We start from the raw sequence: 23,753 nt of genomic DNA on the forward strand, positions 1-23,753 counted from the left end.
CCCGGCGCATGCGCGTCCTGATCCTGCGCGAGGCCGCCGCCGCCGAGCGGACGGCAAGGGAACTGGCGGCGCGCGGCCACGAGCCGCTGGTGCTGCCGCTGGAAGCCGCCGAAATGCTCGGCGCGCCACCGCCTGAGGGACGCTTCGCCGCCTTCGCGGCGACCAGCGCCCATGCGGTCGCGCCGCTGGCCAAGGCCTTCCCGGACGATGCGCGGCCGCTCTTCGCGGTCGGGGAGGCGACGGCCGCGGCCGCCCGGGACGCCGGCTTTCTGGACGTCCGGGTCGCGGACGGCGCCGCCGACGGCATCGCGGCCCTGGCGAAAGCTTCGCTGCCGGTCGGCGACACGATCCTCTACGCGGCTGGCCGCACCCGGACCGGGACGCTGGAAGCCGGATTGGCGGAAGCCGGCATCGGCTGCGCGGTCTGGGAGGTCTACGCCATCCGGCCGCTGCAGCCCGACGGCGCGACGGTGCAACGGGTGCTCGGTGGGCGGTCCCCGGACCATGTGCTGGTGCTGTCCGTCGGGCAGGCGACGGCGTTTGCCGGGCTCTGCCGCGCCATGCCGGAAAACTTCGCGCCGCTGCCGACGGTGCTGGCGCTGTCGGCGCGGATTGCGACGGCGCTGACGGCGGAACTTCGCCGCCACACGCGGATTTCGCCCGACAGGACGCTTGCTTCGCTTTTCGAATGGCTCGGCTAACCTAGTTCCTGCCTTGAGAGACCGCTGCTTGCGCGACCGGTGCGAATGAAGGACCAATGTCGGCGCGGTGCGCTGCGGTGGTTCGGACCCGCGCAGCCGCCTGTCCGGCGAGAATGGAGCTAATTCGATGACCAACCGTCCCCGGCGCTCGAAGCCGAGCAAGACGCGCGGCCAGACGATCGACCTGAAGGCTGAACCAGTGACAGACGGCGACAAGAACAAGGCCGACAGCGAATCGGCGCGTCCGGACGAACCCAAGAGCGCGGCGGGACGCGGGGTGCCGGCGGGCGAGGCCAAGCCGGGTGCGGCGCCGTCCCCTTCGGCGTCGTCCGGCACGAAACCCGCCGCAGCTTCCGCTGCCGCCGGTTCGACCAGCAGCAAGAGCTCCTCGTCATCCGGCGTGAAATACACGTCGACGAAGGCCAGCGACGCCAAGGGCAGCGAGACGCTGGCGGAGTTCGCCGCCGAGGAGGGCCTCGCCCCCGACGCGCCGCATCCGCCCAAGTCTGCGGAAACCGACAAGAAGCCCGCCGGCGGCGACGCCGACAGGAAGCTAGCCGACGGCAGCGCTAAGCCGGCGACGACGGTCGGCGCATCGAGCGCTGTGCCGGCCACCGTTCGCGGCGTTGCGCCCAGCATCGGCGGCGCCTCGGCAGCGAGCGCGACGCCCGCCGCCGGATCGTCCTCGCCGAAGCAGCCGGCGACCCCGGCGGGCGCACCGCCGCTGGCCGGCAGCACGCCGGGCCATGCCGCGGCCTCCGCCGGTTCGAGCGCGAGCGGTGCCAAGCCCGCCGGTGCGGCAGTTTCCGGCGGCGCTACCTCCGCCAGCGCGGCGATTTCGAGCACGAGCGGCGCAACGGCTTCCTCCGGTGAGAGCGGTGCCAAGCCAGCCGGTACGTCGGCATCCGGCGCCGGTACGAGCAGTGCCAAGCCCACCGGCGCGGCGGCTTCGAGCCCTTCCACGGCGGCTGCGTCTACTTCGTCCGCCGGGTCTTCCAGGCCAGGCGCCTCGGCGACCCCGTCCGCCGGCGTTTCGGGATCGTCGGCCAGCACGCCTGGCAGCGCGACGTCGACGCGGCCGTCGGGCCCGTCTTCTCCGGCATCGTCTTCCCCGTCGGGCAGTTCCAGGGATCAAGGGACCGCGTCCGCGGCGGCGCCCACCGGCGCAGCGGCTGCAAAGTCAGGTGTGACGGGCACGGGTGCGGGTTCGCCCGCCTCCGGCAGCTCTGCGTCGTCGACGAGTTCCCGCCCTGCGGCGACGTCCACGCCGACCCGCCCCGCGGAGCCGGCGAAGACCGGCAGCGGCTTCGGGACGGCGCTCGCCGCAGGCGTCGTCGGTGCACTCATCGCCTTGGGTGGTGGAGCAGCGCTGCAGGCCAGCGGCGTGCTGCCATCGCTCGGCGAGGCCGAGCAGGGCGAGCAGGTGGCATCCGTCACCCCCGAGCAGTTCGAGGCGCTGAACGGCGAAGTGGTGACGCTTCGCCAGCAGATGGAGGGCGCTGCCGCGGCTCCGCCGGTCGAGGGTCTCGCCACCACCGAGCAGCTCACCGCGCTGGGGCAGCGCATCGATTCGCTCGAGCAATCCACCACTGCCGGGATGCAGCAGGCGAGCGAGGCGGCGGCCGCGGCGCGGCAGGCAGCGAGTGGCGCGGGCGAGACTGCCACCGCGGCGCAGCAGGCCGCCACCGGCGCCCAGCAGGCGGCCGAGGCCGCCCAGCAAACGGCATCCGCCGCCCAGGAAACCGCCAACGCCGCCAATGCGGCGTCGACCGCCGCCCAGGAAGCCGCCAACCAGGCGCGCGACACCGCCGCTTCCGCCCAGGAAGCCGCCGAGCAGGCGGGTGCCCGCATCGACGGTGCACTGGCCGGCTTCGACGAGCGCCTCGCCGCGATGGAGCAGCGAAACCGCCGGGCCGACTCGGCGCTGGCCGCGGCCAATCTGAAATCCGCCATCGATCGCGGCGGCCCGTTCATGGCCGAGCTCGAGACCTATGCGCAGGCCGGCGGCTCGGCGGAATCGCTCCGCCAGTTCGCGGCGGACGGGGCGCCGTCGATGGCGGCGCTCACGGCTGCCTGGCCGGCCGTCGAGGCCCGGATCGCGGACGCGCTGCGCCCGGCCCAGCCGGATGCGCCCGTCGGCGAGCAGTTGCTCTCCGGCTTGCGCTCGCTGGTCCAGGTAAGGCCGGCGGGACCGGCTCCCGCCAGCGAACCGGGGCCCGCGGCGGCGCTGTCGCGCCTCGACGCGGCCATCACCAGCGGCGATCTCGCCGCCTGGCAGGCGGAGTGGCAGGCCCTGCCGCAGCCGGCCAAGGACGCCAGCGCGGATTTCGCCGAGGACGTCGCGGCCCGGCTTAGCGCAGAGCAGATCGTGTCGGAGACGCTGTCGGCAGCGCCCGCGGCATCCGGGAGCGGTAATGCGACGCCGGCGGCGACAGAGCCCGCCGCCACGGAAAATCAGGGCTAAGGAACTCCCATGCTGCGAATCCTCGCCTTCCTTCTCGTCGTCCTCGCCGCCGGCATGGGTTTTGCCTGGCTGGCCGACAATCCCGGCCAGGTCAGCTTCGTGTGGCAGGGCCAGCAGGTCGACATGAGCCTGATGGTCTTCATCATCGCGCTCGGCCTGCTGATCGCCGCGGTGCTGCTGGTGGTCTGGCTGGTCAGCGCCTTCTTCAGGACGCCGGGGGCGATCGGCAACTGGTGGAACACCCGCCGACGCGACCGCGGCTACCAGGCGCTGTCGAGCGGGATCATCGCGGCCGGCGCCGGCGACGCGGTGCTGGCGCGCCGGATGACCAAGCGCAGCAGCAAGCTGCTCGACGTCCAGAAGGAACCGCTGATCCGCTTCCTCGACGCGCAGACCGCGATGATCGAGGGCGACCATGCCCGCGCCCGCTCGACCTTCGAGCACATGGAGCGCGACCCGGAGACCCGTCTCCTCGCGCTGCGCGGCCTGTTCCTGGAGGCAGAGCGGGTCGGCGACGAGGGTGCGGCACGCCACTATGCCGAGCGCGCGGTGCGGATCGCCCCGCACGTGCCCTGGGCCGGCGGTGCGGTGCTGGAATCGAAGTCGCTTGCCGGCGACTGGAACGGCGCCCTGGAGATTCTCGAGGCGCAGAAGAACACGCGGATGATCGACCGCGACGATTCCAAGCGGCTGCGCGCCGTGCTGCTGACCGCCAAGGCGATGGCCGCCGCCGAGGGCGACCCGGCGACGGCGCGCACGGCCGGTGTCGAGGCGCACAAGCTGGCGCCGGATCTGGTGCCCGCCGGCCTCGTCGCCGCGCAGGCGCTGTTCCGGCTGGGCGATCTTCGCCGCGGCTCGAAGATCCTCGAAACGAGCTGGATCAACAATCCGCATCCGGAGATCGCCGAGGCCTATGTGCACGCCCGCCCGGGCGATTCGCCGGCCGACCGGCTGAAGCGCGCGCAGAAGCTGCACGGTCTGCGGGCAGGAAATGTGGAGGCGGAGATCTGCCTGGCACGGGCGGCGCTCGACGCCGGCGACCTGAAGCTGGCGCGCTCGGCGGCATTGGCGGCGGCGGACGCGGGCCCGCGCGAGAGCGTCTACCTGCTCCTCGCCGACATCGAGGAAGAAGACACCGGCGAGATCGGCCGGGTGCGGGAGTGGCTCGCCCGCGCCATCCGGGCGCCGCGCGATCCGGCGTGGACCGCCGACGGCGTCGTGGCCGAGCATTGGGCACCGGTTTCTCCTGTGACCGGCCGGCTCGACGCGTTCCAGTGGAAGGTGCCGGTGGAGCGGATCGGCACCGAGGAGGGCCCGCTGATCGAGGCGCAGGCCGGAGACGACGCGAAGACCATCGAAGCGGACCGCGAGGCGCCACCCGCAGCGACGGTCCTCGGCGGCAGCGCGACGCCGACACCCGTCGTCAGCCCCGTACCCGCCAGTGCGGTTGCGCAAGAGAAGCCTGCGCCGACGCCGGCTCCGGCAGGACCGCAGGCGACGACCGCTGCCGAGCCTTTGTCCAACGGTGCCGGCAAGCCCGTCGCGCCGGTCGGTGCCGGGGCCACCGAGCCCGCCGGCGCGCCGAAAAAGCAGCCGGTGCCGACCGACGAGGAACGCAAGGAAGCCCGCTTCGCATGACGCCGTCACGCGTCGTCCGGCCGACCCTTCATTGCCGGCCGCCTCGGGCGGCCGGGTTGCGGACCCCACCTGGAATGCGCACATGCCGCGTCGATGGCCGGCACGCCAGCGAGGAATGATGTTCGACGCCTTTCGAGATTTCATCCGGTCAATCGGGACCGACGACAGCGCGGACGATCGCGGCGCCGACGACGTGCGGGTCGCGGCGGCGGCGCTGCTCTATCATGTCATCGACGCGGACGGGATCGTCACGCCGGCGGAGCGCCAGCGCCTGCACGACGTGCTCGCCGAGGAGTTCGGCCTCAGCGCCGGCGAGACCCGGCGGATCGCCGAGGCCGGCGAGGCGGCCGATGCCGAGGCGGTAGATCTCTACCGCTTCACCTCGGTGCTGAAGGCCGAGCTGGACGAGGAGCGCCGCATCCGGTTCATCGAGCTCCTGTGGGAGGTGACCTATGTCGACGGGTCGGTCCACGAGCTTGAGGACAACGTGATCTGGCGGATCGCCGAGCTTCTCGCGGTCTCCACCAGGGATCGCATGTTGATGAAACGGGAGGCAGCGAACCGGAGCGGGAATCCCGACTGACGCCATGGCCTTTCAGGAAACCGACAGCAGCGCGCCCAACGCCGTCGAGACCAGCGCGGCGCGGCACAATTATCGCCTCGACGGGACCGACACGCGACCGGTCCTCGTGGTGCTGCACCAGGAGACGTCGACCCCCGGCCGCGTCGGCCAGGTGCTCCAGGCGCACGGCGTCAGGCTCGACATCAGACGCCCGGTAATGGGCGACGCGCTGCCCGAGACGCTGGAGGCGCATCGCGGCGCCATCGTCTTCGGCGGCCCGCCCAGCGCCAACGACACCGATCCGCACCTCGTCCGTGAAGTCGACTGGATGGACGTGCCGCTGCGCGAGGAAACGCCGTTTCTCGGCATCTGCCTCGGCGCCCAGATGCTCGCCAAGCATCTCGGCGCGAGCGTCGGGCCCCACCCGGAGGGGCTCGCCGAAGTCGGCTACTATCCGCTGCGCGCGACCACCGAAGGCCGGCTCTTGATGCCGCACTGGCCGGGCATGGTCTATCAATGGCACCGCGAAGGCTTCGAGCTGCCCAGCGGCGCGCGGCGCCTCGCCGAGGGCGACTGGTACCCGAACCAGGCGTTCAGCTACGGCAAGGCCGCCTATGGCGTGCAGTTCCATGCCGAGCTGACGCTGGCGATGATGCATCGCTGGACGACGCGCGGCCACGAGCGGCTGAATCTTGCGGGCGCGCAGGGAAGGCGCCAGCATTTCGACGGCAGGGCAGTCTACGACGCGCCGGTGCGCCGCTGGCTGGAGGAATTCCTCGCCCGGATCTTCGGCGAGCCGAAGAACGCCTGATCGGCCGGCAGGCCGAGTATCTTCGCCTGCGGCAGGTTCTTGAATCCTCCCGGGGCCCGGGTGTATCGCGGTCGCCTGACGCGGACGGCGGAGGGCTTCGACGATGCGGCGGCTGACCACGATCGGCTTCGACGCCGACGACACGCTCTGGCAGAACGAGCAGTTCTTCCAGCTCACCGAGGCGCGGTTCCGCGAGATCCTCGCGCCGCATGCCGAGGGAGCGCACGTGTCGGAGCGGCTGCTGGCGGCGGAGCGGCGCAACCTTTCCCATTACGGATTCGGCATCAAGGGCTTCGTCTTGTCGATGATCGAGACGGCGCTCGACATCACCGGCGACCGGGCGGGGCCGGAAACCATCCGGCAGATCCTCGATGCCGGACGGGAGATGATGGCGCATCCGGTGGAAACCCTGCCGGACGCCGAACCGACGCTGGCCGGCCTTGCCGGGCAATACCGGCTGGTGCTGGTCACCAAGGGCGATCTGTTCGACCAGGAGCGCAAGCTCGCGGCCTCCGGGCTCGGCGACTATTTCGACGCGGTGGAGATCGTCAGCGACAAGAACGCGGCGACCTACCGGCGGGTGTTCGCCCGCCATGGCGACGGGCCCGAGCGGGCGATGATGATCGGCAATTCGCTGAAGTCGGACGTGCTGCCGGCGATCGCCGCCGGCAGTGTCGGTGTGCATGTGCCGCATGCTCTGACCTGGGCGGTCGAGCATGCCGAGCCGCCGGTCGGCGAGAAGCTGTTCCGGCAGGTCGACCGGCTCGGCGAGATCCCGTCGCTGCTCGCCGAGTTCGGCTGAGCGGGCCGACTATTCGGCGGCTTCCCGGCTCTCGCCGGCGGCCGCATGCTGCTCGCGGTAATAGGCCTGCGCCGCGGCGACACCCGAGCCGAGCTCGATGCGGGCGCCGGCGTCGGCCAGCGCCATCTCGGCCGAAGCGAGGGCGGACAGGCACATCACCTCGTTGAGGTCGCCCAGATGACCGATGCGGAACACCTTGCCGGAGAGCCGGGCGAGGCCCGAGCCGAAGGAGGTGTTGTAGCGCTCATAGGCGATCTTCAGCACCGCGTTGGCGTCGACGCCCTCGGGCACGCGGATCGCGGTGACGGTGTCGGAATGCCACTGCGGCGCGACGGCCTGCAGCTTGAGGCCCATGCCCGCGACGCCGCGCCGGACGCCCTCGGCGAGCCGGTGGTGGCGGGCGAAGACGTTGTCCAGCCCTTCCTCGAACAGCATGTCGAGAGCGGTCCGCAGGCCGTGGAAGAACTGCGTCGGCGGCGTATAGGGGAAATAGCCGTTGTCGTTGTTGGTGATCATGTCGGCGAAGGAGAAATAGCTGCGGTCCATCTTGGGCCGGTTGTCGCGGCTCGCCGCGAGCGCCTTCTCGGACACCGACAGGAACGACAGGCCGGCCGGCAGCATGAAGCCCTTCTGCGAGCCGGCGACCGCCAGATCGACGCCCCATTCGTCCTGGCGGAAGTCGATCGAGGCGATCGAGGACACGCCGTCGACGAAGATCATCGCCGGGTGGGAATGGGCGTCGAGCAGCTTGCGCACGCCCCTGACGTCCGAGGTGACGCCGGTGGCGGTCTCGTTGTGGGTGACGAAGACGGCGCGGATCTCGCGATCGCGGTCGGCGGCGATGACCTTCTCGTACTCCTCGAGCGGCACGCCGGCGCCCCATTCGACGTCGGTGATCGTCGCATCCAGCCCCAGCCGCTGCGCCATCTCGCACCACAGATGCGAGAACTGGCCGAAGCGCGACATTAGCACCTTGTCGCCGCGCGCCAGCGTGTTCTGGATCGCCGCTTCCCAGGCACCGGTGCCGGAAGAGGGATACATGAAGACGCGGCCCTTCTCGTTGCGAAAGGCGGTCTTGAGGTCCCTGAACAGCGGCAGCGTCAGGGACGGGAAGTCCGGCGCCCGCTGGTCCTCCATCGGAACGTTCATCGCCCGGCGAACCCGGTCGGGAACGTTCGTCGGGCCAGGGATGAACAGGTGTCGAATTCCGTGCGGCATGGATACCTCCCGTTGCGGCCATGGGCCTTCTGGTCAGAGGTGCCCGCACTGACCGTTTTTCAACCTAGTAGCGGCCCGGCTGCCTTAGGTAAAATCGTAAATTCTGCGAATCCAGTAAATTTTACTTATTGCCGGCATTATCGCGGATGACACCGCCCAGATCGATATCCGGGGAGAACTCCGCTCCCGACTCCCCCACCCGTCACGCGATCTTGATTGTGGCGGCGATAGCCGGTTCATCTTTTCTGCATGAAAGTGGATCGGAACAGGCGGAACATGGTTAACGATCGATGACCACCGTTGTTGCCGAGATCCGTTTTGCCGAAGCACGCGACGCCGCTGCCCTCGCGGCGGTTCACGAAGCGGCGTGGAGCGGCGCCTATCGCGGCATCATCCCGCATCGCTGCCTCAACCAGATGATCAGCCGCCGGCACGCCGGCTGGTGGGCGCGTGCCGTGCGCAACGGCGCCGGTATTCTCGTGGTGGATTTCGGTGGTGAGACGGTCGGTTACGCGACGATCGGCCGCAACCGCACCCGTGCCTTCAAGGCCGGAGGCGAGATCTACGAGATCTACCTGAAGCCGGAATACCAGGGCCTCGGCTTCGGCCGGCGACTGTTTGCGTCCGCCCGCAACCTTCTGGCCGACCGTGGCTTCCACGGCCTCGTGGTCTGGGCGCTGGCGGAAAACGACACGGCGGTGGGCTTCTATCGCAGCCTCGGCGGGACCGACATCGCCGAAGGCGGCGAAAGCTTCGACGGCCGGCACCTGGCGAAGATCGCCTTCTTCTGGAACTGAAGCGCGGGCGCCGTGGCGCGTAGCGGCCGGGCTTGTTGCGCCGCAATGCTGCAGCCGGTAAGCACCCGCACGACTTTTCCTCAGACCGACAGAAGGACAGATCATGCGCATCGACGCGATTGCCCGCGGCAACAATCCGCCGGAGGACATCAACGTCATCATCGAGGTGCCGCTCGGCGGCCACCCGATCAAGTACGAGATGGACAAGGAAGCCGGCTGCCTCGTCGTCGACCGGTTCCTCTATACGCCGATGACCTATCCGGGCAATTACGGCTTCGTGCCGCACACGCTGTCGGACGACGGCGACCCGATCGACGTCCTGATCTGCAACACGCGGCCGCTGTTTCCGGGCTGCGTGATCAACTGCAGGCCGATCGGCGTCCTCGTCATGGAGGACAACAGCGGCCAGGACGAGAAGATCATCGCCGTGCCGTCGCCGCACATCACGCGTCGCTTCGAGAACGTCGCCGAGTACAGCGACCTGCCCGAGATCACGCTGCTGCAGGTCGCGCATTTCTTCGAGCACTACAAGGATCTGGAGCCCGGCAAGTGGGTGAAGATCGGCGACTGGGGCGACGCCAGCATGGCCAAGCGGCTGATCGGCGAGGCGGTGCAGCGCTTCGACGCCAAGAAGGGCTGAGACGCTTCTCACCCGCATCGGATGAGGGGGCGCGACGGGCAATCGTCGCGCCCCTTTTTGGTTTCGCCGGGCCGACGCGGCTGTGACGGCCGACAATGTTTAACGCCCGGTGAAGGAACTATGATCGTGCCATGCGCAGACTGCACAACAGAGGTGCAGTAAAATGCACTCCTAAGAGGCAGCGCGGTACCTTATCTCACGGTCATCAGATTCTCTTAACCGGACAATTCCCATGCTTCGTCAGTTCGCATCCCGCTTCAAATCCTTCCGCAGCCATCGCGCCGACATCCGCCAGCTCGAGCAGATGAACGACCGCGAGCTCGCGGACATCGGCATCGACCGCGGCGACATCGCCTCCGTCGTTCGCTTCGGCCGCCGCTAAGGCGCCCGGCGGCCCGCGCCTGCGGTCTGCTCGCAATACGTTAGACATCAAGCCGCTCGGCCAACTCGGCCGGGCGGCTTTTTCGTGTCGGGATCAGGCGGGCGCGGTCCCCCGCCGGGCAGGACGAGCGCGTCGCGATGGGTCGGTGTGTGCCGGCCTATCCGGCCAGGAGCCTGAGGGCCGCGGCGATCGCGCTCGGCTCGCCGTCGACGCGCAGCGTCTTCGACCGTGCGGTATGGCCCGCGACAACGGCAACGGCGCTCTTTGGCATGCCGAGCGCCCGGGCCAGCAGCACTTCGAGCGCCTGATTGGCCTTGCCGTCCTCGGGCACGGCGCGCACCCGTGCCTTGAGCCGCACCGATCCGTCGGCCGCGGCGACGGTCCCCTCGATGCGGTCGGACGCCGATTTCGGCGTCAGCCGGACCTCGACCAGAACCCCGCCGTCGACAGGCCGGTAGAAGCCGGCCGTCGTCGGCCCGGTGGTCAGAGGCCGGCCTGCATGATCGCCGGGTTGATGTAGTAGACGATGAGATACTGCAGGAACATGATGCCGAAGAGCACGACCAGCGGCGACAGGTCGATGCCGCCGAGGTCCGGCAGCACCCGCCGGATCCGCCGGTAGACCGGCTCGGTCAGCTGCCACAGGAACCGCCCGACCGAGTCGACGAACGGATTGCCCGGGTTGACGATGTTGAAGGCGTACAGCCACGAGAGCACGGCCGAGGCGACGACGATCCACCAATAGAGGTTGAGCGCCTGGTAGAGCACGTAGGTGACTGCGAGCATGAAGATCCGGAACCTTTGCGATGGTTGCCCCGATGTAGCCATCGCCCGCCGGAATCGCAAGCAACGCCGGGCTGCCGGCGCGGGCCGGTTCCGCGATTGGTCGTTGACAGGGTGGAGTCCGGCGCACTAAATGCCGCTCGCACTGGTGGACGGGGCTGTAGCTCAGTTGGGAGAGCGCGTCGTTCGCAATGACGAGGTCAGCGGTTCGATCCCGCTCAGCTCCACCATTCGCCAGTGCTTGTCTCTTCCCGGATGTCCCGCAGGCCTGGACGGGCTGCCCCTGGCGGCACGACCCGGACCACGGCAGGTGCGCGCGTGAACGAGCATACCGGTCCCGCATCCGGGGCGACGCCTGACGGCCCGCCGGTCGCCGTCCCCGACGACGATCGCTTCGCCGCCTTCCGCAACCCGCAGTTCCTGCGCTACTGGCTGGCGCGCTTCTTCTCAACCTTCGCGATCCAGATAGTCGTCGTCTCGGTCGGCTGGCAGATCTACGACCTGACCCGCAATCCGCTGGATCTGGGGCTTGTCGGCCTTTGCCAGTTCCTGCCGGCGCTGCTCCTGGTGCTGGTCACGGGGTCGGCGGCGGACCGGTTCTCGCGGCGGCGGATCATGGGGTTCGCGATCCTGGTGGAGGCGGTCGGCGCCTCGGCGCTGCTCCTGCTCACCTGGCACGGGCTCGCATCGCCGCTGCCGGTGTTCGCGGTGCTCGTCGGCTTCGGCATCGCCCGGGCGTTCTTCGGCCCGGCCTCGCAGTCGCTGGTGGTCAACCTGGTGACGCGCCAGGAACTCGCCAACGCCATCGCCTGGAACTCCTCCTCCTGGCAGATCGCGGCGATCGTCGGGCCGGTGGCGGGCGGCCTGCTCTACGGTCTCTCGCCCATCGCCGCCTATGCCACCGGAACGGTGCTGTTCCTGGCGGCGGCGATCCTGGTCATGTCGATCGCGGCGCCGGCGCAGCGGCGCAGCAACGAGCCCGCCAGCATCGAGACGATCGTCGCCGGCTTCCGCTTCATCTGGTCGGAGAAGATCGTGCTCGGCGCGATCTCGCTGGATCTCTTCGCCGTGCTGCTCGGCGGCGCGGTGGCGCTGATGCCGGTCTATGCGCGCGACGTGCTCGACGTCGGCCCGTGGGGTCTCGGCCTGCTGCGGGCGGCGCCCGGCATCGGCGCCGTGACGATGGCCGTGTGGCTCGCCGCCCATCCGATCAAGGACCATGCCGGCGCGCTGATGTTCGGCTTCGTCTTCCTGTTCGGCGCCTTCACCACGGTGTTCGGCCTCGCCACGGTGCCGTGGCTGGCTGTCGTCGCGCTGGTGATGATGGGGGCGTCGGACATGATCAGCGTCTATGTCCGCGAGACGTTGATGCAGTTGTGGACGCCGGACGAGGTGCGCGGCCGGGTCAACGCCGTCAACATGGTGTTCATCGGCGCGTCGAACGAACTCGGCGAGTTTCGGGCCGGGCTGATGGCATTCTGGCTGGGGGCGGTGCCGGCGGTGGTGATCGGCGGCGCGGCGACGATGGGGGTCGCCGGGCTCTGGGCCTGGATGTTCCCGGGCTTGCGGCAGGCGCGGAGTCTTGCCGGCCGGGAATGATCCGGCGCGGCGGCGGGCTCGTCCCTGCGGCGGCAAAACGCAAAAGGGCCGCCGGAGGCTTTCCTCCGGCGGCCCCGTTTCGTCAGCCCCAGTCTGGTCAGGCGGCCTTGCGGCTCTTCTCGAAGCGCTTGCGCTCGTTGGAATCCAGATACAGCTTGCGCAGCCGGATGGTCTTCGGCGTCACCTCGACCAGCTCGTCGTCCTGGATCCAGGAGAGCGCGCGGTCGAGCGTCATGCGGATCGGCGGGGTCAGCTTGATCGCCTCGTCCTTGCCGGAAGCGCGCATGTTGGTCAGCTTCTTGCCCTTCAGCACGTTCACTTCGAGGTCGTTCTCGCGGGTATGGATGCCGATGATCATGCCGGCATAGACCTTGACGCCCGCCTCGATGACCATCGGACCGCGGTCCTCCAGGTGGAACATCGCGAAGGCGACGCTCTCGCCGGCATCGGTCGAGATCAGCACGCCGGTGTTGCGGCCCGCCAGCTCGCCCTTGAACGGCGCGTAGGAGTGGAACAGCCGGTTCATGATCGCCGTGCCGCGCGTGTCGGTCAGAAGCTCCGACTGGTAGCCGATGAGGCCGCGGGTCGGGGCATGGAAGACCAGGCGCTGGCGATCGCCGCCGGACGGCCGCAGGGCGATCATCTCGGCCTTGCGCTCGCTCATCTTCTGGACGACGACGCCGGAATGCTCCTCGTCGACGTCGATGACGACTTCCTCGATCGGCTCGAGAATCTCGCCGTTCTCGCCCTTCTGCATGACGACGCGCGGACGCGAGATGCCGAGCTCGAAGCCCTCGCGGCGCATCGTCTCGATGAGCACCGCCAGCTGCAGCTCGCCGCGGCCGGAGACGTAGAAGGAGTCGCGGTCGGCGGCTTCCTCGATCTTCAGCGCGACGTTGCCCTCGGCCTCCTTGAGGAGACGGTCGCGGATGACGCGGCTGGTGACCTTGTCGCCCTCGGTGCCGGCGAGCGGCGAGTCGTTGACGAGGAAGGACATGGTGACGGTCGGCGGATCGATCGGCTGGGCGTGCAGCGGCTCGGTGACGGCCGGATCGCAGAACGTGTCGGCGACGGTGCCCTTCGAAAGCCCGGCAATGGCGACGATGTCGCCCGCCTCGGCGTAGTCGAGCGGCACGCGGTCGAGGCCGCGGAAGGCGAGGATCTTGGAGATGCGGCCGGTTTCCAGCTGCTTGCCGCTGCTGTCGAGCACCTTCACCGCCTGGTTCGGCTTGATCGAGCCGGCCTGGATGCGGCCGGTGATCAGCCGCCCAAGGAACGGGTTGGCCTCGAGGATCGTGCCGATCATCTTGAACGGCTCGTCCTTGCCGGCGGTGTCCGGCTCCGGCACGTGCTTGAGGATCATCTCGAACAGCGGCGTCAGGCCCTGGTCCTGCGGGCCTTCCGGCTCGGTGGCCATCCAGCCGGCGCGGCCGGAGCCGTAGAGCACGGGGAAGTCGAGCTGCTCCTCGGTCGCGTCGAGCGAGACGAACAGGTCGAAAATCTCGTTCAGGACTTCCTGGTGGCGTTCGTCGGTGCGGTCGATCTTGTTGATCGCGACGATCGGCCGAAGTCCGACCTTCAGCGCCTTGCCGAGCACGAACTTGGTCTGCGGCATCGGACCCTCGGAGGCGTCGACGAGGATGACCGCGCCGTCCACCATGTTGAGGATGCGCTCGACCTCGCCGCCGAAATCGGCGTGGCCCGGCGTGTCGACGATGTTGATGCGGGTGTTGTTCCACTCCACCGACGTCGCCTTGGCGAGGATCGTGATGCCACGTTCCTTTTCGAGGTCGTTGGAATCCATCGCGCGCTCGTCGTGCCGCTCGTTTTCTCGGAACGTGCCGGACTGGGCGAGCAGATTGTCGACGAGAGTCGTCTTGCCATGATCGACATGCGCGATGATCGCGATGTTGCGGAGTTTCATAAGGGTCACCGGAAACAAAGTAAGGCCGCGGTGGAACGTCGAAAACGCTCCGCCCGGCACTGATGGCTTGCTCTTACACCATTTTGTGCAGTTGCGAAAGCAGAACGTGGGTATGCTCGCCGCTATTGCGATCGCGGCTCGGTTGACCGCCCGGGAACATCGAGAGAACATTCCCTTCGGTAAGGCTGATTCGTTCGCAAGGAGAAGCGGCAATGGCGCGGAATACCGGTGAAGGCTTTCGACGCGGTGCGGTAACCGCCCGCACCCAGTTCCAACAGAAGAACGGCGACTGGCAGAAGCGGGACGAGCGGACCGGACAGTTCATGCAGCGCAAGGAGTCGCCGGGCCCCTTCAAAGGTGTGGCGAAGGAACCCGACGGTCGCGATACGCCGAACGCCTGAGAGGCAACCGGCGTATCGCTTGCCGGAACGGTTAGCCCTGCCGGACGGGATCGAGCGTGGTCTTCCACAGTTCCTGGTCGTCGGCGTCCATCAGCCGGACGGTCATCTGCTCGCTGTCCCCGTCGATGTCGACGATGCCGAAGAACTGCAGGCCGGAGGCCGGGCTGAGGTTCTGCCCCTGTTCCTCGCTCGGCGCCTTCACGTAGCGCAGTTCCGGGCCGAAGGTCATGTCGAGGTCGTTGGGGCCGAAGCTGCCGGCATGGATCGGGCCGGAGACGAACTCCCAGAACGGCTCGAAATCCTGGAACGCCGCCCGGTCGGGGCTGTAGTGGTGGGCGGCGGTGTAGTGGACGTCGGCGGTGAGCCAGACCGTGTTGGTGATCCCCGCCGACTTGATGAAGCGCAGCAGGTCGGCGAATTCCAGCTCGCGGCCCTTTGGCGCGCCGCCGTCCGACTGGGCGATCGCCTCGACGAGGCTCTTGTCGCCGACCTTGTCCCAGACGACGAGGCCGATCGGCATGTCGGAGGCGATGACCTTCCAGGTCGCCCGCGAGTTGGCCAGCTCCCGCTTCAGCCAGACGATCTGCTCGCGCCCCATCATCGTGGTGCCGTCGCCGGTTTCGGCCTGCAGCCCCTCGTTGTTGGCATCGCGGTAGGACCGGAGGTCGAGGAAGAAGATGTCGAGCAGCGGCCCGTAGGCGATCTTGCGGTAGACCCGGCCGGGCTCCGCCGGCACGTAGCCGATCGGCGTCATCTCGTGGAAGGCACGCGAAGCCCGCGCGTTGAGCAGGCCGATATCCTTGACGCTGTAGCGGTCGTCGGCGGAGAGGTCCTTGCCCGAGGACCAGTTGTTGACGACCTCGTGGTCGTCCCACTGGAAGAAGGTCGGCACGCGGGCGTTCATCGCCTGCACGTTGGCGTCCATCAGGTTGTATTTCCACTGGCCGCGATACTCCGCCAGCGTCTCGGCGACCTTCTCCTTCTCCGGGATCAGGATGTTCTTCCAGACGCTGCCGTCGGGCAGCTCGACGCTCTCCTTCAGCGGGCCGTCGGCATAGATCGTGTCGCCGGAATGCAGGAAGAAGTCCGGCTCGTGGCGCGCCATGGTGGCGTAGGCCTTCATGCCGCCGCGGCTTTCGTCGATGCCCCAGCCCTGGCCGACCGTGTCGCCGGACCAGGTGAACTTAACCGAGCGGCGCGCCGCGGGCGCGGTGCGGAAGCGGCCGACGATCGGCTCGGCGGTGGCGTTGACGTCGCTGAGGTCGGTGGCGACGGCGCGCCAGAAGATCTCCTGGTCGGACGGCAGGCCGTCGATCAGCCGCTTCATGGTGAAGTCGGATTCCGGCAGCGTCGTCAGGCCGGAGAGCTTGCGGCTGTTGGAAAAGCTCTCGGTCGTTGCCCACTCGACGTCGATGCGCGACGGGCGGTCGACCCGCGTCCAGATCATGCCGGAGGTGGCGTCGACGTCGCCGGTCTGGACGCCATGGGTGAAGCTCGGGCGGCTCGCGGCGCGGCTGATCGCCGGCATGGCAAGACCGGAGCCGGCAACCAGGGCGGCGGCGCCCGAGGAGGCGAGGAAATGACGGCGCGACAGCGGGAAGCGGGCAGATGACATCGGAACAGACTCCAGAGGAAAGAGGCCCGCACCTTCGATGGTTCGCATGGCAGCGCGATTGCAGCCATGCGAAGATTTCGAGTCGTTCCAAACTGCGCTGTGGCCTGAACTAAAGCCCTTTTCCTGCGGGTCCTGATCAGCCGGCGACGAAGCCGCGCTTGCGCAGGAGCGCGTCCGGGCTCGGCATCCGGCCGCGGAAGGCGGTGTAGAGCACCGCGGCGTCGCGGCTGTTGCCGGCCGAGTAGACGTGCTCGAGCAGCCGCGCGGCGGTCGCCTCGTGGAACGGGTCGCCGGTCTCCCCGAAGGCCTCGAAGGCGTCGGCGTCCAGCACTTCCGACCACATGTAGGAATAGTAGCCCGCCGAATAGCCGTCGCCGGCGAAGATATGGGCGAAGTGCGGCGAGCGGTGGCGCATGGCGATGGCGCGCGGCATGCCGAGCCGCTCCAGCATCGCCCGCTCGGCCTCGAGCGGATCCCCGGGGGCCTCCGCGGTCTCGTGCAGGCCGAGATCGACCAGCGCCGAGGACGTGTACTCGACCGTGTCGAAGCCGGCGTCGAAGGTCCGCGCCGCCAGCAGCTTGTCGAGCAGGGCGCGCGGCAGCGCCGCGCCGGTCCTGGCGTGGATCGCGTGCTTCTCGAGGATCTCGGGCACGGTCAGCCAGTGCTCGAACAGCTGCGAGGGCAATTCGACGAAGTCGCGCGAGACGGAGGTGCCGGCGAGCGAGGGCCAGGTGACGTCGGAAAGCAGGCCGTGCAGCGCGTGGCCGAATTCGTGGAACAGCGTGCGGGCGTCGTCGAGCGACAGCAGCGCCGGCTCGCCCTCGGCGGGCCGGGCGAAATTACAGACGTTGTAGATCACCGGCAGCTGTCCGCCCTCGATCTTGTGCTGGCCGCGCAGTGCGCTCATCCATGCGCCGGAGCGCTTCGATGCGCGTGCGAAATAGTCGCCGATGAAGATGCCGCGCTCCCGCCCGTCGCGGTCGCGGACGCGCCAGACGCGGATGTCGGGGTGCCAGGCTTTCGCTTCCGGCATCGGCTCGAAGGCGAGGCCGAACAGCCGCCCGGCGACGTCGAAGGCGGCGTCGATCATCCGGTCCAGCTGGAAATACGGCTTCAGCTGGGTCTCGTCGAGATCGAACTCCGCCTGCCGCCGCCGCTCGGCGTAGAAGCGCCAGTCCCAGGGCTCGATCGGGCTGTTGTCGCCCTCGGCGGCCGCGAGCGCGGCGAGCGACGCGGCATCCTTCAGCGCGCGTTCGCGGGCATGGCTCCACACCGTCTCCAGGAGGCCGCGAACCGCCGCCGGCGTCTTCGCCATCTGGTCGTCGAGCTTGTATGCGGCATAGGAGGCAAAGCCCAACATGCGGGCCTTTTCGGCGCGCAGGGCCAGCATCTCGGCCATGATCGCGCGGTTGTCGGAGGGGCCGGCATTCTCGCCGCGGCTGGTCCAGGCGCGGAAGGCGGTCTCGCGCAGGTCGCGCCGCGTCGAGAAGGCGAGGAACGGCACGACGACGGAACGCGACAGCGTCAGGGCGTAGCCGTCCATGGCCTTCTCGGCGGCGATCGCCGCCATCGCGGCGACGAGATAGTCCGGCAGCCCCGCGAGATCGTCGGTGCCGAGCGCCATCACCCAGTCGCGCTCGTCGGCCAGCACGTTCTGGGAGAACTGCGTGCCGAGGGTCGAGAGCGCCGCGTCGATCTCGGCGAGGCGCTGGCGGTCGTCGCCGACCAGCCGGGCGCCGGCGCGCACGAAGTCCGCATGCGTCCGGTCGAGCAGCCGCCGGTCCTCGTCGGAAAGGCCTTCGAGCGTGTCGCGGCGCCGGTGGAGGTCGTCGATGCGGGCGAACAGTTCGGCGTCGAGCGCGATGGCGGAGCTGTGGCGGGCGAGCGCCGGAGAAACGTCGCGTTCCACCGCCTGCAGAGCGGCGTCGGTGTGGGCGCCGGCCAGGGCGAAGAAGATTCGTGCCACCTCGCCCAGGCGCTTGCCAGCCCGCTCCAGCGCGCCGAGCGTGTTGTCGAAGCTGGGCGCTGCAGGATCACCGGCGATGGCGGCGATCTCCGCGCGATGGGCTGCCATGGCCGCCTCGAAGGCCGGCAGGAAGGCTTCCGGCTGGATCGCCGCGAAATCGGGCAGGGCGCCCTCTTCCCCGAAGGCGATGGCGGAATCCGGGATGGCGGCGGCGGGGATGGCGTTCATTCGGAGCTTTCGTTTCTCGTCGAGGCGTATTTCGATTAGGTTCGGTTTGATCGATTGTGTACTTATAGGGCACGGCGCGATCCACTATCGATAGCCGTCCCATGATGCCGCGGCGATGGTTCTGCCGCTTCACGTGGTCAATGCGAGTGCTGACGACAATGACCCAACTTCTCCCGAGCAATTCCCTGGGCTTCCTGCTGGTCGACGCGGCACGGCTGTTTCGCCAGGCGTTCGAGAAGGTGGTGGTCGAGGCCGGCCTCGAACTGACGCCCGGCGAGATCCGCGCGCTGGCCTATGTCGCGCGCTTCGAGGGTACCCGCCAGGCCGTCCTGGCCGAGCGCATGGGGGTCGAGCCGATGACGCTGTCGGCCTATCTCGACCGGCTGGAGATCCGCGGGCTGATCAGCCGGACGGTCGATCCGTCGGATCGCCGCGCCAAGGTCGTGCGGCCGACGCCGGCGGCCGAGAAGGTGTTCACCGAGGTCAGGCCGGTCGCCGTCGCGCTCTACGAGCAGACCGTGAGCGGCTTCAGCGAGGAGGAGCGCGCGGTGGTCGACGAACTGCTGCAGCGCATCCGCGCCAATCTCACCAACGACCCGCAGATCGTCGGCGCCGAGCGCCAGGATCCGGCGCTGCCGCTGCCCCGCAGCGCCTAAAAAATCCCTTCCGCATCCCGGCAGGACCGGCGCGTCCGGCAGGCGCGCCGGTCGTGTTGCGTTCGACCAAATCCGGAGCTTGCCTTGCCCCCTTCCACCGTCCCGCCGGCGACGATGTCGCAGCGCCGGACCGCCCTGATCGGCGGGTGCCTGGTGGCGATCGGCCCGATTTCGCTGGCGCTCTACACCCCGGCCATGCCGGTGCTGGTCGACGAATTCGGCACCACCGAATCGATGATCAAGCTGACGCTGTCGGTCTATTTCGCCGGCTTCGCGCTGACCCAGCTGGTCTGTGGTCCGGTCTCCGACGCCTTCGGCCGGCGGTTCGCGACGCTCGCCTTCATGGTCGTCTATGTCGCCGGCTCGGCGCTGGCGGTGGCGGCGCCGAACGTCGAGACGCTGATCGCGGCGCGGCTGCTGCAGGGGATCGGCGCCTCGGTGGGCGTGACGACGGCCAGGGCGATCGTCCGCGACCAGTTCTCCGGCGAGACATCGTCGCAGATCATGAACGCCATCGGCATCATCCTGGCCATCGGACCGGCGGTGTCGCCGACGCTGGGCGGCCTGACCCTGGCGCTGGCCGGCTGGAACGCGATCTTCGTGCTGATGATGCTCTGCGGCCTGATCGTCGTCGGCGTGACGCTGGGCTTCATGCGCGAGACCGGGACGCCGGACCGCTCGCGCATCCGGCCGGGCGCGATCCTGCGGGCTTACGGGCGGCTCGCCACGCACCGGCAGTTCCTGGCGACCAGCCTCACGGTCGCCGGTGCGGTCGGCGCGCTGTACACGCTGGCGACGGTGCTGCCCTTCGTGCTGATCGACCGGGCGGGGCTATCGCCCACCCAGTTCGGCGTCGGCATGCTGGCCCAGTCCGGCATGTTCCTCGGCGGCTCGCTGGCCGTGCGCTACGCCATGGCGCGCACCAGCGCCTACCGGCTGGTGCCGGTCGGCCTCGGCTTCATCGCGGCGGGCAGCGCGGCGCTGGCGCTGTCGATCGCGCTCCTGCCGATATCATATCTGTCGGTCATGGCGCCGGTCGGGCTCTATGCCTTCGGCATCGCCTTCGTCATGCCGGCCATGACAACCGCCTCGCTGGCGCCGTTCCGGGATATGGCGGGGGCGGCGGCGGCGATGATGGGCTTCATCCAGACCGGTGCGGGGCTCGCCGGCAGCGCGCTGGCCGCGCTGATCGGCGAGCCGGTCCTGGCGACGCAGATCATCATCCCCGGCCTCGGCCTGACGGCGATAAGCGCCTATCTCGTGCATCGCGCCAGCGCGCCGGCGGCATTGCCGGAGCCGCGGCCGCTGGTGCCGGCCCCGGAACTGCCGCGCGGCGCGGGCGACTAGCCGTTTCGTGGCGGGTCGAACGGGCCGTTCCCCGCCAGTGACGGCCGCCGCCGTCCGACGCCGCCGGCCTGGGCGAGCAGCATGTATTCGGCGATATTCTCCGGCGTGATGTAGGCGACCAGCCGGCCGTCGCGGTCGACGACGCCGAGCGCCGGAGCGTCCTGCTCGCGCATCCTGTTCATCGCGAAGGAGAGGGCGGCGTTCTCGCGGATGGTCGGCACGTCGCGCACCATTACCTCGACCACGGGCGTGTCACGGCCGGTGCGCGCCAGCGCCTGGATCAGCGCCTTCTGTGTCAGGATGCCGCGCAGCTGGCCGGCGCCGTCGACCACCGGGAACTCGTGCTGGGTGGTGCGGATCAGCGCTTCGGCCGCGTTGGCGAGCGTCGCCTGCGGACCGAGCGTCTCGAAGCGGGTAATCATCGCCTCGCGGGCGGAGACCGTCCGCCCGGCATCCTCCATGCCCACCTGGTAGCTCTCGCCGGCCGCCGCGAGATAGACGAACACCGCGATGAAGACGAGGAAGACATTGCCCGTGGTCAGGCCCCAGAAGCCGAAGCCGAAGGCGAGGACCTGTCCGGCCCGCGCCGCATAGCGGGTGGCCGTCGCCCGGTCGTAGCGGATCGCCAGCAGGGCGCGCAGCACCCGTCCGCCGTCCATCGGAAAGGCCGGAATCAGGTTGAACAGGACGAGGAAGACGTTGACCGTGGCGACCCGCGCCAGGAAGCCGGCGGCGGGATCGTCCAGCGCCGCGACCGAGGCGGCATCGAAGCGCGCCCCGAGCACCAGGAACAGCACCGCCGCGATGACGACGTTGACCGCCGGGCCGGCGAGCGCGACGACGATCTCCTCGCGCGGCCGTTCGGGCATGCGCTCCAGCCGGGCGACGCCGCCGATGGGCAGCAGCGTGATGTCCGGCGTGGCGATGCCGTAGCGCCTTGCCGCGAGCGCGTGGCCGAACTCGTGTGCGACGACGCAGGCGAAGATCGCGAGGATGAAGGCCACGCCCTCGATCGCCGCCGCCTGGCCGCCGTCCTGATAGGCGGAAACGCCGATCCAGAGCAGCAGCAACAGGAAGGTGACGTGGACCCGGATCTCCGATCCGAACAGGCGACCGATGGTGAGGGACCAGGGCATGGGCAACTCCCGACGGGAAAGACTGGCACGGGGTCAGGGGCCGGATATGGCGCCTGCCGTCGCGTCTTTCACCCGGCCGCTGGTCAGAACACCCCGGGGATGATCCGCGCGGTCTTCCGGCAATAGTCGCGATAGGCCTCGCCGAAGGTCTCCTCCATCATCCGCTCCTCCGGGCCGATGCGGAAGAAGAACAGGGTGCCGAAGCCGACGAGTCCCGCAAGGCCGGCGATCCAGTTCGGCACGAGCAGCGCCTGCGCCAGCGCCATGGTCCAGAAGGCGGTGTACATCGGGTGGCGAAGCCGCCGGTAGATGCCCGACGTCACCAGCTCGTGCTTCTCGCGGATGTCGAGCGACACCGACCACATCCGGCCGAGCGCCTTGTGGGTCTTGCGGAACAGGACGAGCGCCAGGACCATCGCCAGCGCGCCGAGCCCGATCTGCCACCAGGAGGGGTCGGTGCGGGCAAATTCCGGCCAGCCGGTGGCCACGCAGATTCCCGGCACGAGGCCGAGCCCGCTGAACGAGATCACCATGCGCAGCGTCTCGGCGGCGCCGCGGCGGGTGCGCTCGACCCGCCGGCGCTTCGCCCGCCGCTCGAACGGGTAGCGGATGACGTACCAGCCGACGACCATCAGCACCCAGAGGATGCTGCCGGCGAGGGCCGGGCTCATCGGGTGCCACCAGTCGCCGCACGCGGTGCCGGCAGATCCGGGGTCATCGGCGCCGTGGCCGCAAGCGGGGGCAGGGCGACCGTCCCGGTGGCGGCAAAATCCGCCATCGGACGAGGACCCAGCAGCAGCATGTGGAACGAGTAGGCGCACCGCTGCTCGACCGCGAGCACGAACTGGCGATGCAGCCGGAAGAAGTCGCGCTTGATCCGCCGGTAGGTCTCGGGCCGGACCAGATGCTTGAAGCGGACGCGGATCACCACGGGGGTGCGGCCGTCGGCGATGCCGAGCGAGGTCGCCGGATTGGATTTGTAGAAGTTGATCGGGTCGGACAGACCCTGGCAGTCGACCCAGGGCAGCTGGCGGTCGACGACGAGCCGGCGGACCGCGTCGCGCTGGTCGCGGGCGGCGGGGTGGAGCGCGGTCTTCAGCAGGCTCGAGCCGACGGTCAGGACGTGCTCCCGGTGGACCGGCAGGCCGTCGCGGATCGCCCGGTCGATGGCGAGGATCGCCAGGCTGGCCCCCAGGCTGTGGGCCGCGAAGACGATCTCCTCGGCATCGCTCGCCGCGCTGCGGCGCCGGATTTCCGCCGCCTGTCGCTCGATCCGCGCCAATATGAGGGGATTGCGGCCACGGCAGAAATCGCGGGCCATCGCCCAGTCGTCGAGGGCGACTAGCAGATGCAGCCGCCGGTTCACCCAGTGCAGCAGCGCGGCGGCGACGAGAGCCGCCGCGGCCAGTCCCGCCAGAACCCCCGGCGCGCCGGGAACGAGCCAGGCCAGCCAGCTGAAGGCGAACAGCGCCGGCACCAGCGCGAACAGCAGCATGGCGAGCGGAAACGCATAGAAGAAGCCGTAGCGCCAGCTCGTCCGCAAATACCGGAACACCGTGCCCGTCACCAGAAAGTCGCCGAGGGCAACGAGGCCCGTGACCAGGCGGGTGAGGACGGGACGCGCCGCATAGGCGCGGATCAGGTCGCTCCAGTCGCAGACGACGATCTCGGTGTCTGTTCGGTAGCCGGGCCCGGACAGGGTCGCGTCGAACGTCGAGAAGGGCGATGATCCGGAGCCATCGGTGCGGGGGGTGGACAGCGCCAGTTCGGCACCCCACACGGCCGCCGAGCGTTTCGCCGCCCGCTGGAACCGCTCGACCTGCGCGTCGGCGCGCAACGGCTCGAAACCCGGAAACAGGAATACGAGCCGCTTTTCGATCATACTCTCACCCATCCTGCCTAGCGGCACGCGGGCCGAGTTCTCCCGGCGAACCGCCGTCGCGGCGTCCGCGCAACGGCTGCCTAACCCAGCCGATCCGGCGTGAGAAGCTAAGCGCCTAATCTTTCAGGGCTCAAGCCACGAATTATTGGTAGGTGAGACATGTCTGCCAGACGGCGCCCGCGATCGAGGCCGATCATGGGC

Annotated in this window: 22 protein-coding genes and 1 tRNA gene; 14 read left to right on the plus strand and 9 right to left on the minus strand. The window is 69.3% G+C overall.

Annotation, left to right across the window (positions count from 1 at the left end):
* Positions 1–8: 8 nt before the first annotated feature.
* From LXB15_RS20140 to LXB15_RS20165, 6 genes are all read left to right on the plus strand, one after another.
* Positions 9–701: a uroporphyrinogen-III synthase gene (locus LXB15_RS20140; RefSeq protein WP_233950130.1), complete on the plus strand. Its 693-nt coding sequence runs from the start codon at positions 9–11 to the stop codon at positions 699–701.
* A gap of 127 nt (positions 702–828) precedes the next feature.
* Positions 829–3,165, plus strand: a complete 2,337-nt coding sequence (locus tag LXB15_RS20145; protein ID WP_233950131.1) for a COG4223 family protein — start codon at positions 829–831, stop codon at positions 3,163–3,165.
* 9 nt (positions 3,166–3,174) lie between these two features.
* A complete protein-coding gene (locus tag LXB15_RS20150) occupies positions 3,175–4,803 on the plus strand; it encodes a heme biosynthesis protein HemY (RefSeq protein ID WP_233950132.1) in 1,629 nt (542 codons plus the stop codon).
* Positions 4,804–4,921: 118 nt separating this feature from the next.
* The gene (locus LXB15_RS20155; protein ID WP_233950133.1) at positions 4,922–5,386 is read left to right on the plus strand and encodes a TerB family tellurite resistance protein; all 465 of its coding nucleotides are present in this window, start codon (positions 4,922–4,924) and stop codon (positions 5,384–5,386) included.
* A 4-nt stretch (positions 5,387–5,390) separates the two neighbouring features.
* Positions 5,391–6,176: a glutamine amidotransferase gene (locus LXB15_RS20160; protein ID WP_233950134.1), complete on the plus strand. Its 786-nt coding sequence runs from the start codon at positions 5,391–5,393 to the stop codon at positions 6,174–6,176.
* 103 nt (positions 6,177–6,279) lie between these two features.
* On the plus strand, positions 6,280–6,978 hold the full coding sequence (locus LXB15_RS20165) for an HAD family hydrolase (protein WP_233950135.1): 699 nt from the start codon (positions 6,280–6,282) through the stop codon (positions 6,976–6,978).
* 9 nt (positions 6,979–6,987) lie between these two features.
* Here LXB15_RS20165 and LXB15_RS20170 read toward each other — a convergent pair whose 3' ends face one another.
* The gene (locus LXB15_RS20170) at positions 6,988–8,196 is read right to left on the minus strand and encodes an aminotransferase class V-fold PLP-dependent enzyme (RefSeq protein ID WP_233950136.1); all 1,209 of its coding nucleotides are present in this window, start codon (positions 8,194–8,196) and stop codon (positions 6,988–6,990) included.
* A 290-nt stretch (positions 8,197–8,486) separates the two neighbouring features.
* Here LXB15_RS20170 and LXB15_RS20175 point away from each other — a divergent pair, with 290 nt between their 5' ends.
* From LXB15_RS20175 to LXB15_RS20185, 3 genes are all read left to right on the plus strand, one after another.
* Positions 8,487–8,993 carry a GNAT family N-acetyltransferase gene (locus tag LXB15_RS20175; protein WP_233950137.1) on the plus strand — a complete coding sequence of 169 codons (507 nt, stop codon included), beginning with the start codon at positions 8,487–8,489 and terminating at the stop codon, positions 8,991–8,993.
* Positions 8,994–9,096: 103 nt separating this feature from the next.
* Positions 9,097–9,633: an inorganic diphosphatase gene (gene ppa / locus LXB15_RS20180; protein WP_233950138.1), complete on the plus strand. Its 537-nt coding sequence runs from the start codon at positions 9,097–9,099 to the stop codon at positions 9,631–9,633.
* 232 nt (positions 9,634–9,865) lie between these two features.
* On the plus strand, positions 9,866–10,015 hold the full coding sequence (locus LXB15_RS20185) for a DUF1127 domain-containing protein (RefSeq protein ID WP_183209036.1): 150 nt from the start codon (positions 9,866–9,868) through the stop codon (positions 10,013–10,015).
* 157 nt (positions 10,016–10,172) lie between these two features.
* On the opposite strand, the gene LXB15_RS20190 is transcribed toward LXB15_RS20185, so the two are convergent.
* Complete coding sequence (locus tag LXB15_RS20190; protein WP_233953266.1) at positions 10,173–10,502, minus strand: DUF167 family protein; 330 nt, start codon at positions 10,500–10,502, stop codon at positions 10,173–10,175.
* Positions 10,499–10,801 (minus strand): YggT family protein, encoded by a 303-nt coding sequence (locus tag LXB15_RS20195; RefSeq protein WP_233950139.1) that lies wholly within the window; start codon positions 10,799–10,801, stop codon positions 10,499–10,501. Before LXB15_RS20195 ends, LXB15_RS20190 begins: the two co-directional genes overlap by 4 nt.
* 151 nt (positions 10,802–10,952) lie before the next feature.
* Here LXB15_RS20195 and LXB15_RS20200 point away from each other — a divergent pair.
* Both LXB15_RS20200 and LXB15_RS20205 read left to right on the plus strand, forming a co-directional pair.
* Positions 10,953–11,028, plus strand: a tRNA-Ala gene (locus LXB15_RS20200).
* An 88-nt stretch (positions 11,029–11,116) separates the two neighbouring features.
* Positions 11,117–12,397, plus strand: coding sequence for an MFS transporter (locus LXB15_RS20205; RefSeq protein ID WP_255696623.1), 1,281 nt, complete (start codon positions 11,117–11,119; stop codon positions 12,395–12,397).
* 97 nt (positions 12,398–12,494) lie between these two features.
* Here LXB15_RS20205 and typA read toward each other — a convergent pair whose 3' ends face one another.
* On the minus strand, positions 12,495–14,321 hold the full coding sequence (typA, locus tag LXB15_RS20210; protein WP_233950140.1) for a translational GTPase TypA: 1,827 nt from the start codon (positions 14,319–14,321) through the stop codon (positions 12,495–12,497).
* Positions 14,322–14,533: 212 nt separating this feature from the next.
* Here typA and LXB15_RS20215 point away from each other — a divergent pair, with 212 nt between their 5' ends.
* Entirely contained in the window at positions 14,534–14,722 is a 189-nt protein-coding gene (locus LXB15_RS20215; RefSeq protein ID WP_233950141.1) for a hypothetical protein, read from the plus strand.
* Between the two features lie 31 nt (positions 14,723–14,753).
* Here LXB15_RS20215 and LXB15_RS20220 read toward each other — a convergent pair whose 3' ends face one another.
* Positions 14,754–16,337 (minus strand): alkaline phosphatase, encoded by a 1,584-nt coding sequence (locus LXB15_RS20220; protein WP_233950142.1) that lies wholly within the window; start codon positions 16,335–16,337, stop codon positions 14,754–14,756.
* Positions 16,338–16,473: 136 nt separating this feature from the next.
* Positions 16,474–18,531 carry a M3 family metallopeptidase gene (locus LXB15_RS20225; RefSeq protein WP_233950143.1) on the minus strand — a complete coding sequence of 686 codons (2,058 nt, stop codon included), beginning with the start codon at positions 18,529–18,531 and terminating at the stop codon, positions 16,474–16,476.
* A gap of 158 nt (positions 18,532–18,689) precedes the next feature.
* Here LXB15_RS20225 and LXB15_RS20230 point away from each other — a divergent pair, with 158 nt between their 5' ends.
* Together LXB15_RS20230 and LXB15_RS20235 are read left to right on the plus strand one after the other, a co-directional pair.
* Positions 18,690–19,187: a MarR family winged helix-turn-helix transcriptional regulator gene (locus LXB15_RS20230; RefSeq protein ID WP_233950144.1), complete on the plus strand. Its 498-nt coding sequence runs from the start codon at positions 18,690–18,692 to the stop codon at positions 19,185–19,187.
* 114 nt (positions 19,188–19,301) lie between these two features.
* Complete coding sequence (locus tag LXB15_RS20235; RefSeq protein WP_370640251.1) at positions 19,302–20,534, plus strand: multidrug effflux MFS transporter; 1,233 nt, start codon at positions 19,302–19,304, stop codon at positions 20,532–20,534.
* On the opposite strand, the gene LXB15_RS20240 is transcribed toward LXB15_RS20235, so the two are convergent.
* The 3 genes from LXB15_RS20240 to LXB15_RS20250 all read right to left on the minus strand — a co-directional run bounded on the left by LXB15_RS20240 (position 20,531) and on the right by LXB15_RS20250 (position 23,552).
* Positions 20,531–21,670, minus strand: coding sequence for a site-2 protease family protein (locus LXB15_RS20240; RefSeq protein ID WP_233950146.1), 1,140 nt, complete (start codon positions 21,668–21,670; stop codon positions 20,531–20,533). The two genes, LXB15_RS20235 and LXB15_RS20240, sit on opposite strands and share 4 nt — an antisense overlap.
* Positions 21,671–21,753: 83 nt before the next feature.
* Positions 21,754–22,341, minus strand: a complete 588-nt coding sequence (locus LXB15_RS20245) for a protein-S-isoprenylcysteine O-methyltransferase (RefSeq protein ID WP_233950147.1) — start codon at positions 22,339–22,341, stop codon at positions 21,754–21,756.
* On the minus strand, positions 22,338–23,552 hold the full coding sequence (locus tag LXB15_RS20250) for a hypothetical protein (protein WP_233950148.1): 1,215 nt from the start codon (positions 23,550–23,552) through the stop codon (positions 22,338–22,340). The genes LXB15_RS20245 and LXB15_RS20250 overlap by 4 nt, the downstream gene beginning before the upstream one ends.
* Between the last annotated feature and the right edge of the window lie 201 nt (positions 23,553–23,753).

The sequence above is a fragment of the Aurantimonas sp. HBX-1 genome (assembly GCF_021391535.1).
In the GTDB taxonomy this organism is placed as follows: Bacteria; Pseudomonadota; Alphaproteobacteria; order Rhizobiales; family Rhizobiaceae; genus Aurantimonas.

Excerpts from the sequence above, each read along its gene's own strand:
- LXB15_RS20170 (WP_233950136.1), bottom strand. The coding sequence starts at position 8,196 with ATGCCGCACGGAATTCGACACCTGTTCATCCCTGGCCCGACGAACGTT.
- LXB15_RS20240 (WP_233950146.1), bottom strand. The coding sequence starts at position 21,670 with ATGCCCTGGTCCCTCACCATCGGTCGCCTGTTCGGATCGGAGATCCGG.
- LXB15_RS20225 (WP_233950143.1), bottom strand. The coding sequence starts at position 18,531 with ATGAACGCCATCCCCGCCGCCGCCATCCCGGATTCCGCCATCGCCTTC.
- LXB15_RS20155 (WP_233950133.1), top strand. The coding sequence starts at position 4,922 with ATGTTCGACGCCTTTCGAGATTTCATCCGGTCAATCGGGACCGACGAC.
- LXB15_RS20220 (WP_233950142.1), bottom strand. The coding sequence starts at position 16,337 with ATGTCATCTGCCCGCTTCCCGCTGTCGCGCCGTCATTTCCTCGCCTCC.
- LXB15_RS20165 (WP_233950135.1), top strand. The coding sequence starts at position 6,280 with ATGCGGCGGCTGACCACGATCGGCTTCGACGCCGACGACACGCTCTGG.
- LXB15_RS20245 (WP_233950147.1), bottom strand. The coding sequence starts at position 22,341 with ATGAGCCCGGCCCTCGCCGGCAGCATCCTCTGGGTGCTGATGGTCGTC.
- LXB15_RS20250 (WP_233950148.1), bottom strand. The coding sequence starts at position 23,552 with ATGATCGAAAAGCGGCTCGTATTCCTGTTTCCGGGTTTCGAGCCGTTG.
- LXB15_RS20230 (WP_233950144.1), top strand. The coding sequence starts at position 18,690 with ATGACCCAACTTCTCCCGAGCAATTCCCTGGGCTTCCTGCTGGTCGAC.
- LXB15_RS20195 (WP_233950139.1), bottom strand. The coding sequence starts at position 10,801 with ATGCTCGCAGTCACCTACGTGCTCTACCAGGCGCTCAACCTCTATTGG.
- LXB15_RS20185 (WP_183209036.1), top strand. The coding sequence starts at position 9,866 with ATGCTTCGTCAGTTCGCATCCCGCTTCAAATCCTTCCGCAGCCATCGC.
- LXB15_RS20145 (WP_233950131.1), top strand. The coding sequence starts at position 829 with ATGACCAACCGTCCCCGGCGCTCGAAGCCGAGCAAGACGCGCGGCCAG.
- LXB15_RS20150 (WP_233950132.1), top strand. The coding sequence starts at position 3,175 with ATGCTGCGAATCCTCGCCTTCCTTCTCGTCGTCCTCGCCGCCGGCATG.
- ppa (WP_233950138.1), top strand. The coding sequence starts at position 9,097 with ATGCGCATCGACGCGATTGCCCGCGGCAACAATCCGCCGGAGGACATC.
- LXB15_RS20235 (WP_370640251.1), top strand. The coding sequence starts at position 19,302 with ATGTCGCAGCGCCGGACCGCCCTGATCGGCGGGTGCCTGGTGGCGATC.
- LXB15_RS20160 (WP_233950134.1), top strand. The coding sequence starts at position 5,391 with ATGGCCTTTCAGGAAACCGACAGCAGCGCGCCCAACGCCGTCGAGACC.
- typA (WP_233950140.1), bottom strand. The coding sequence starts at position 14,321 with ATGAAACTCCGCAACATCGCGATCATCGCGCATGTCGATCATGGCAAG.
- LXB15_RS20175 (WP_233950137.1), top strand. The coding sequence starts at position 8,487 with ATGACCACCGTTGTTGCCGAGATCCGTTTTGCCGAAGCACGCGACGCC.
- LXB15_RS20140 (WP_233950130.1), top strand. The coding sequence starts at position 9 with ATGCGCGTCCTGATCCTGCGCGAGGCCGCCGCCGCCGAGCGGACGGCA.
- LXB15_RS20215 (WP_233950141.1), top strand. The coding sequence starts at position 14,534 with ATGGCGCGGAATACCGGTGAAGGCTTTCGACGCGGTGCGGTAACCGCC.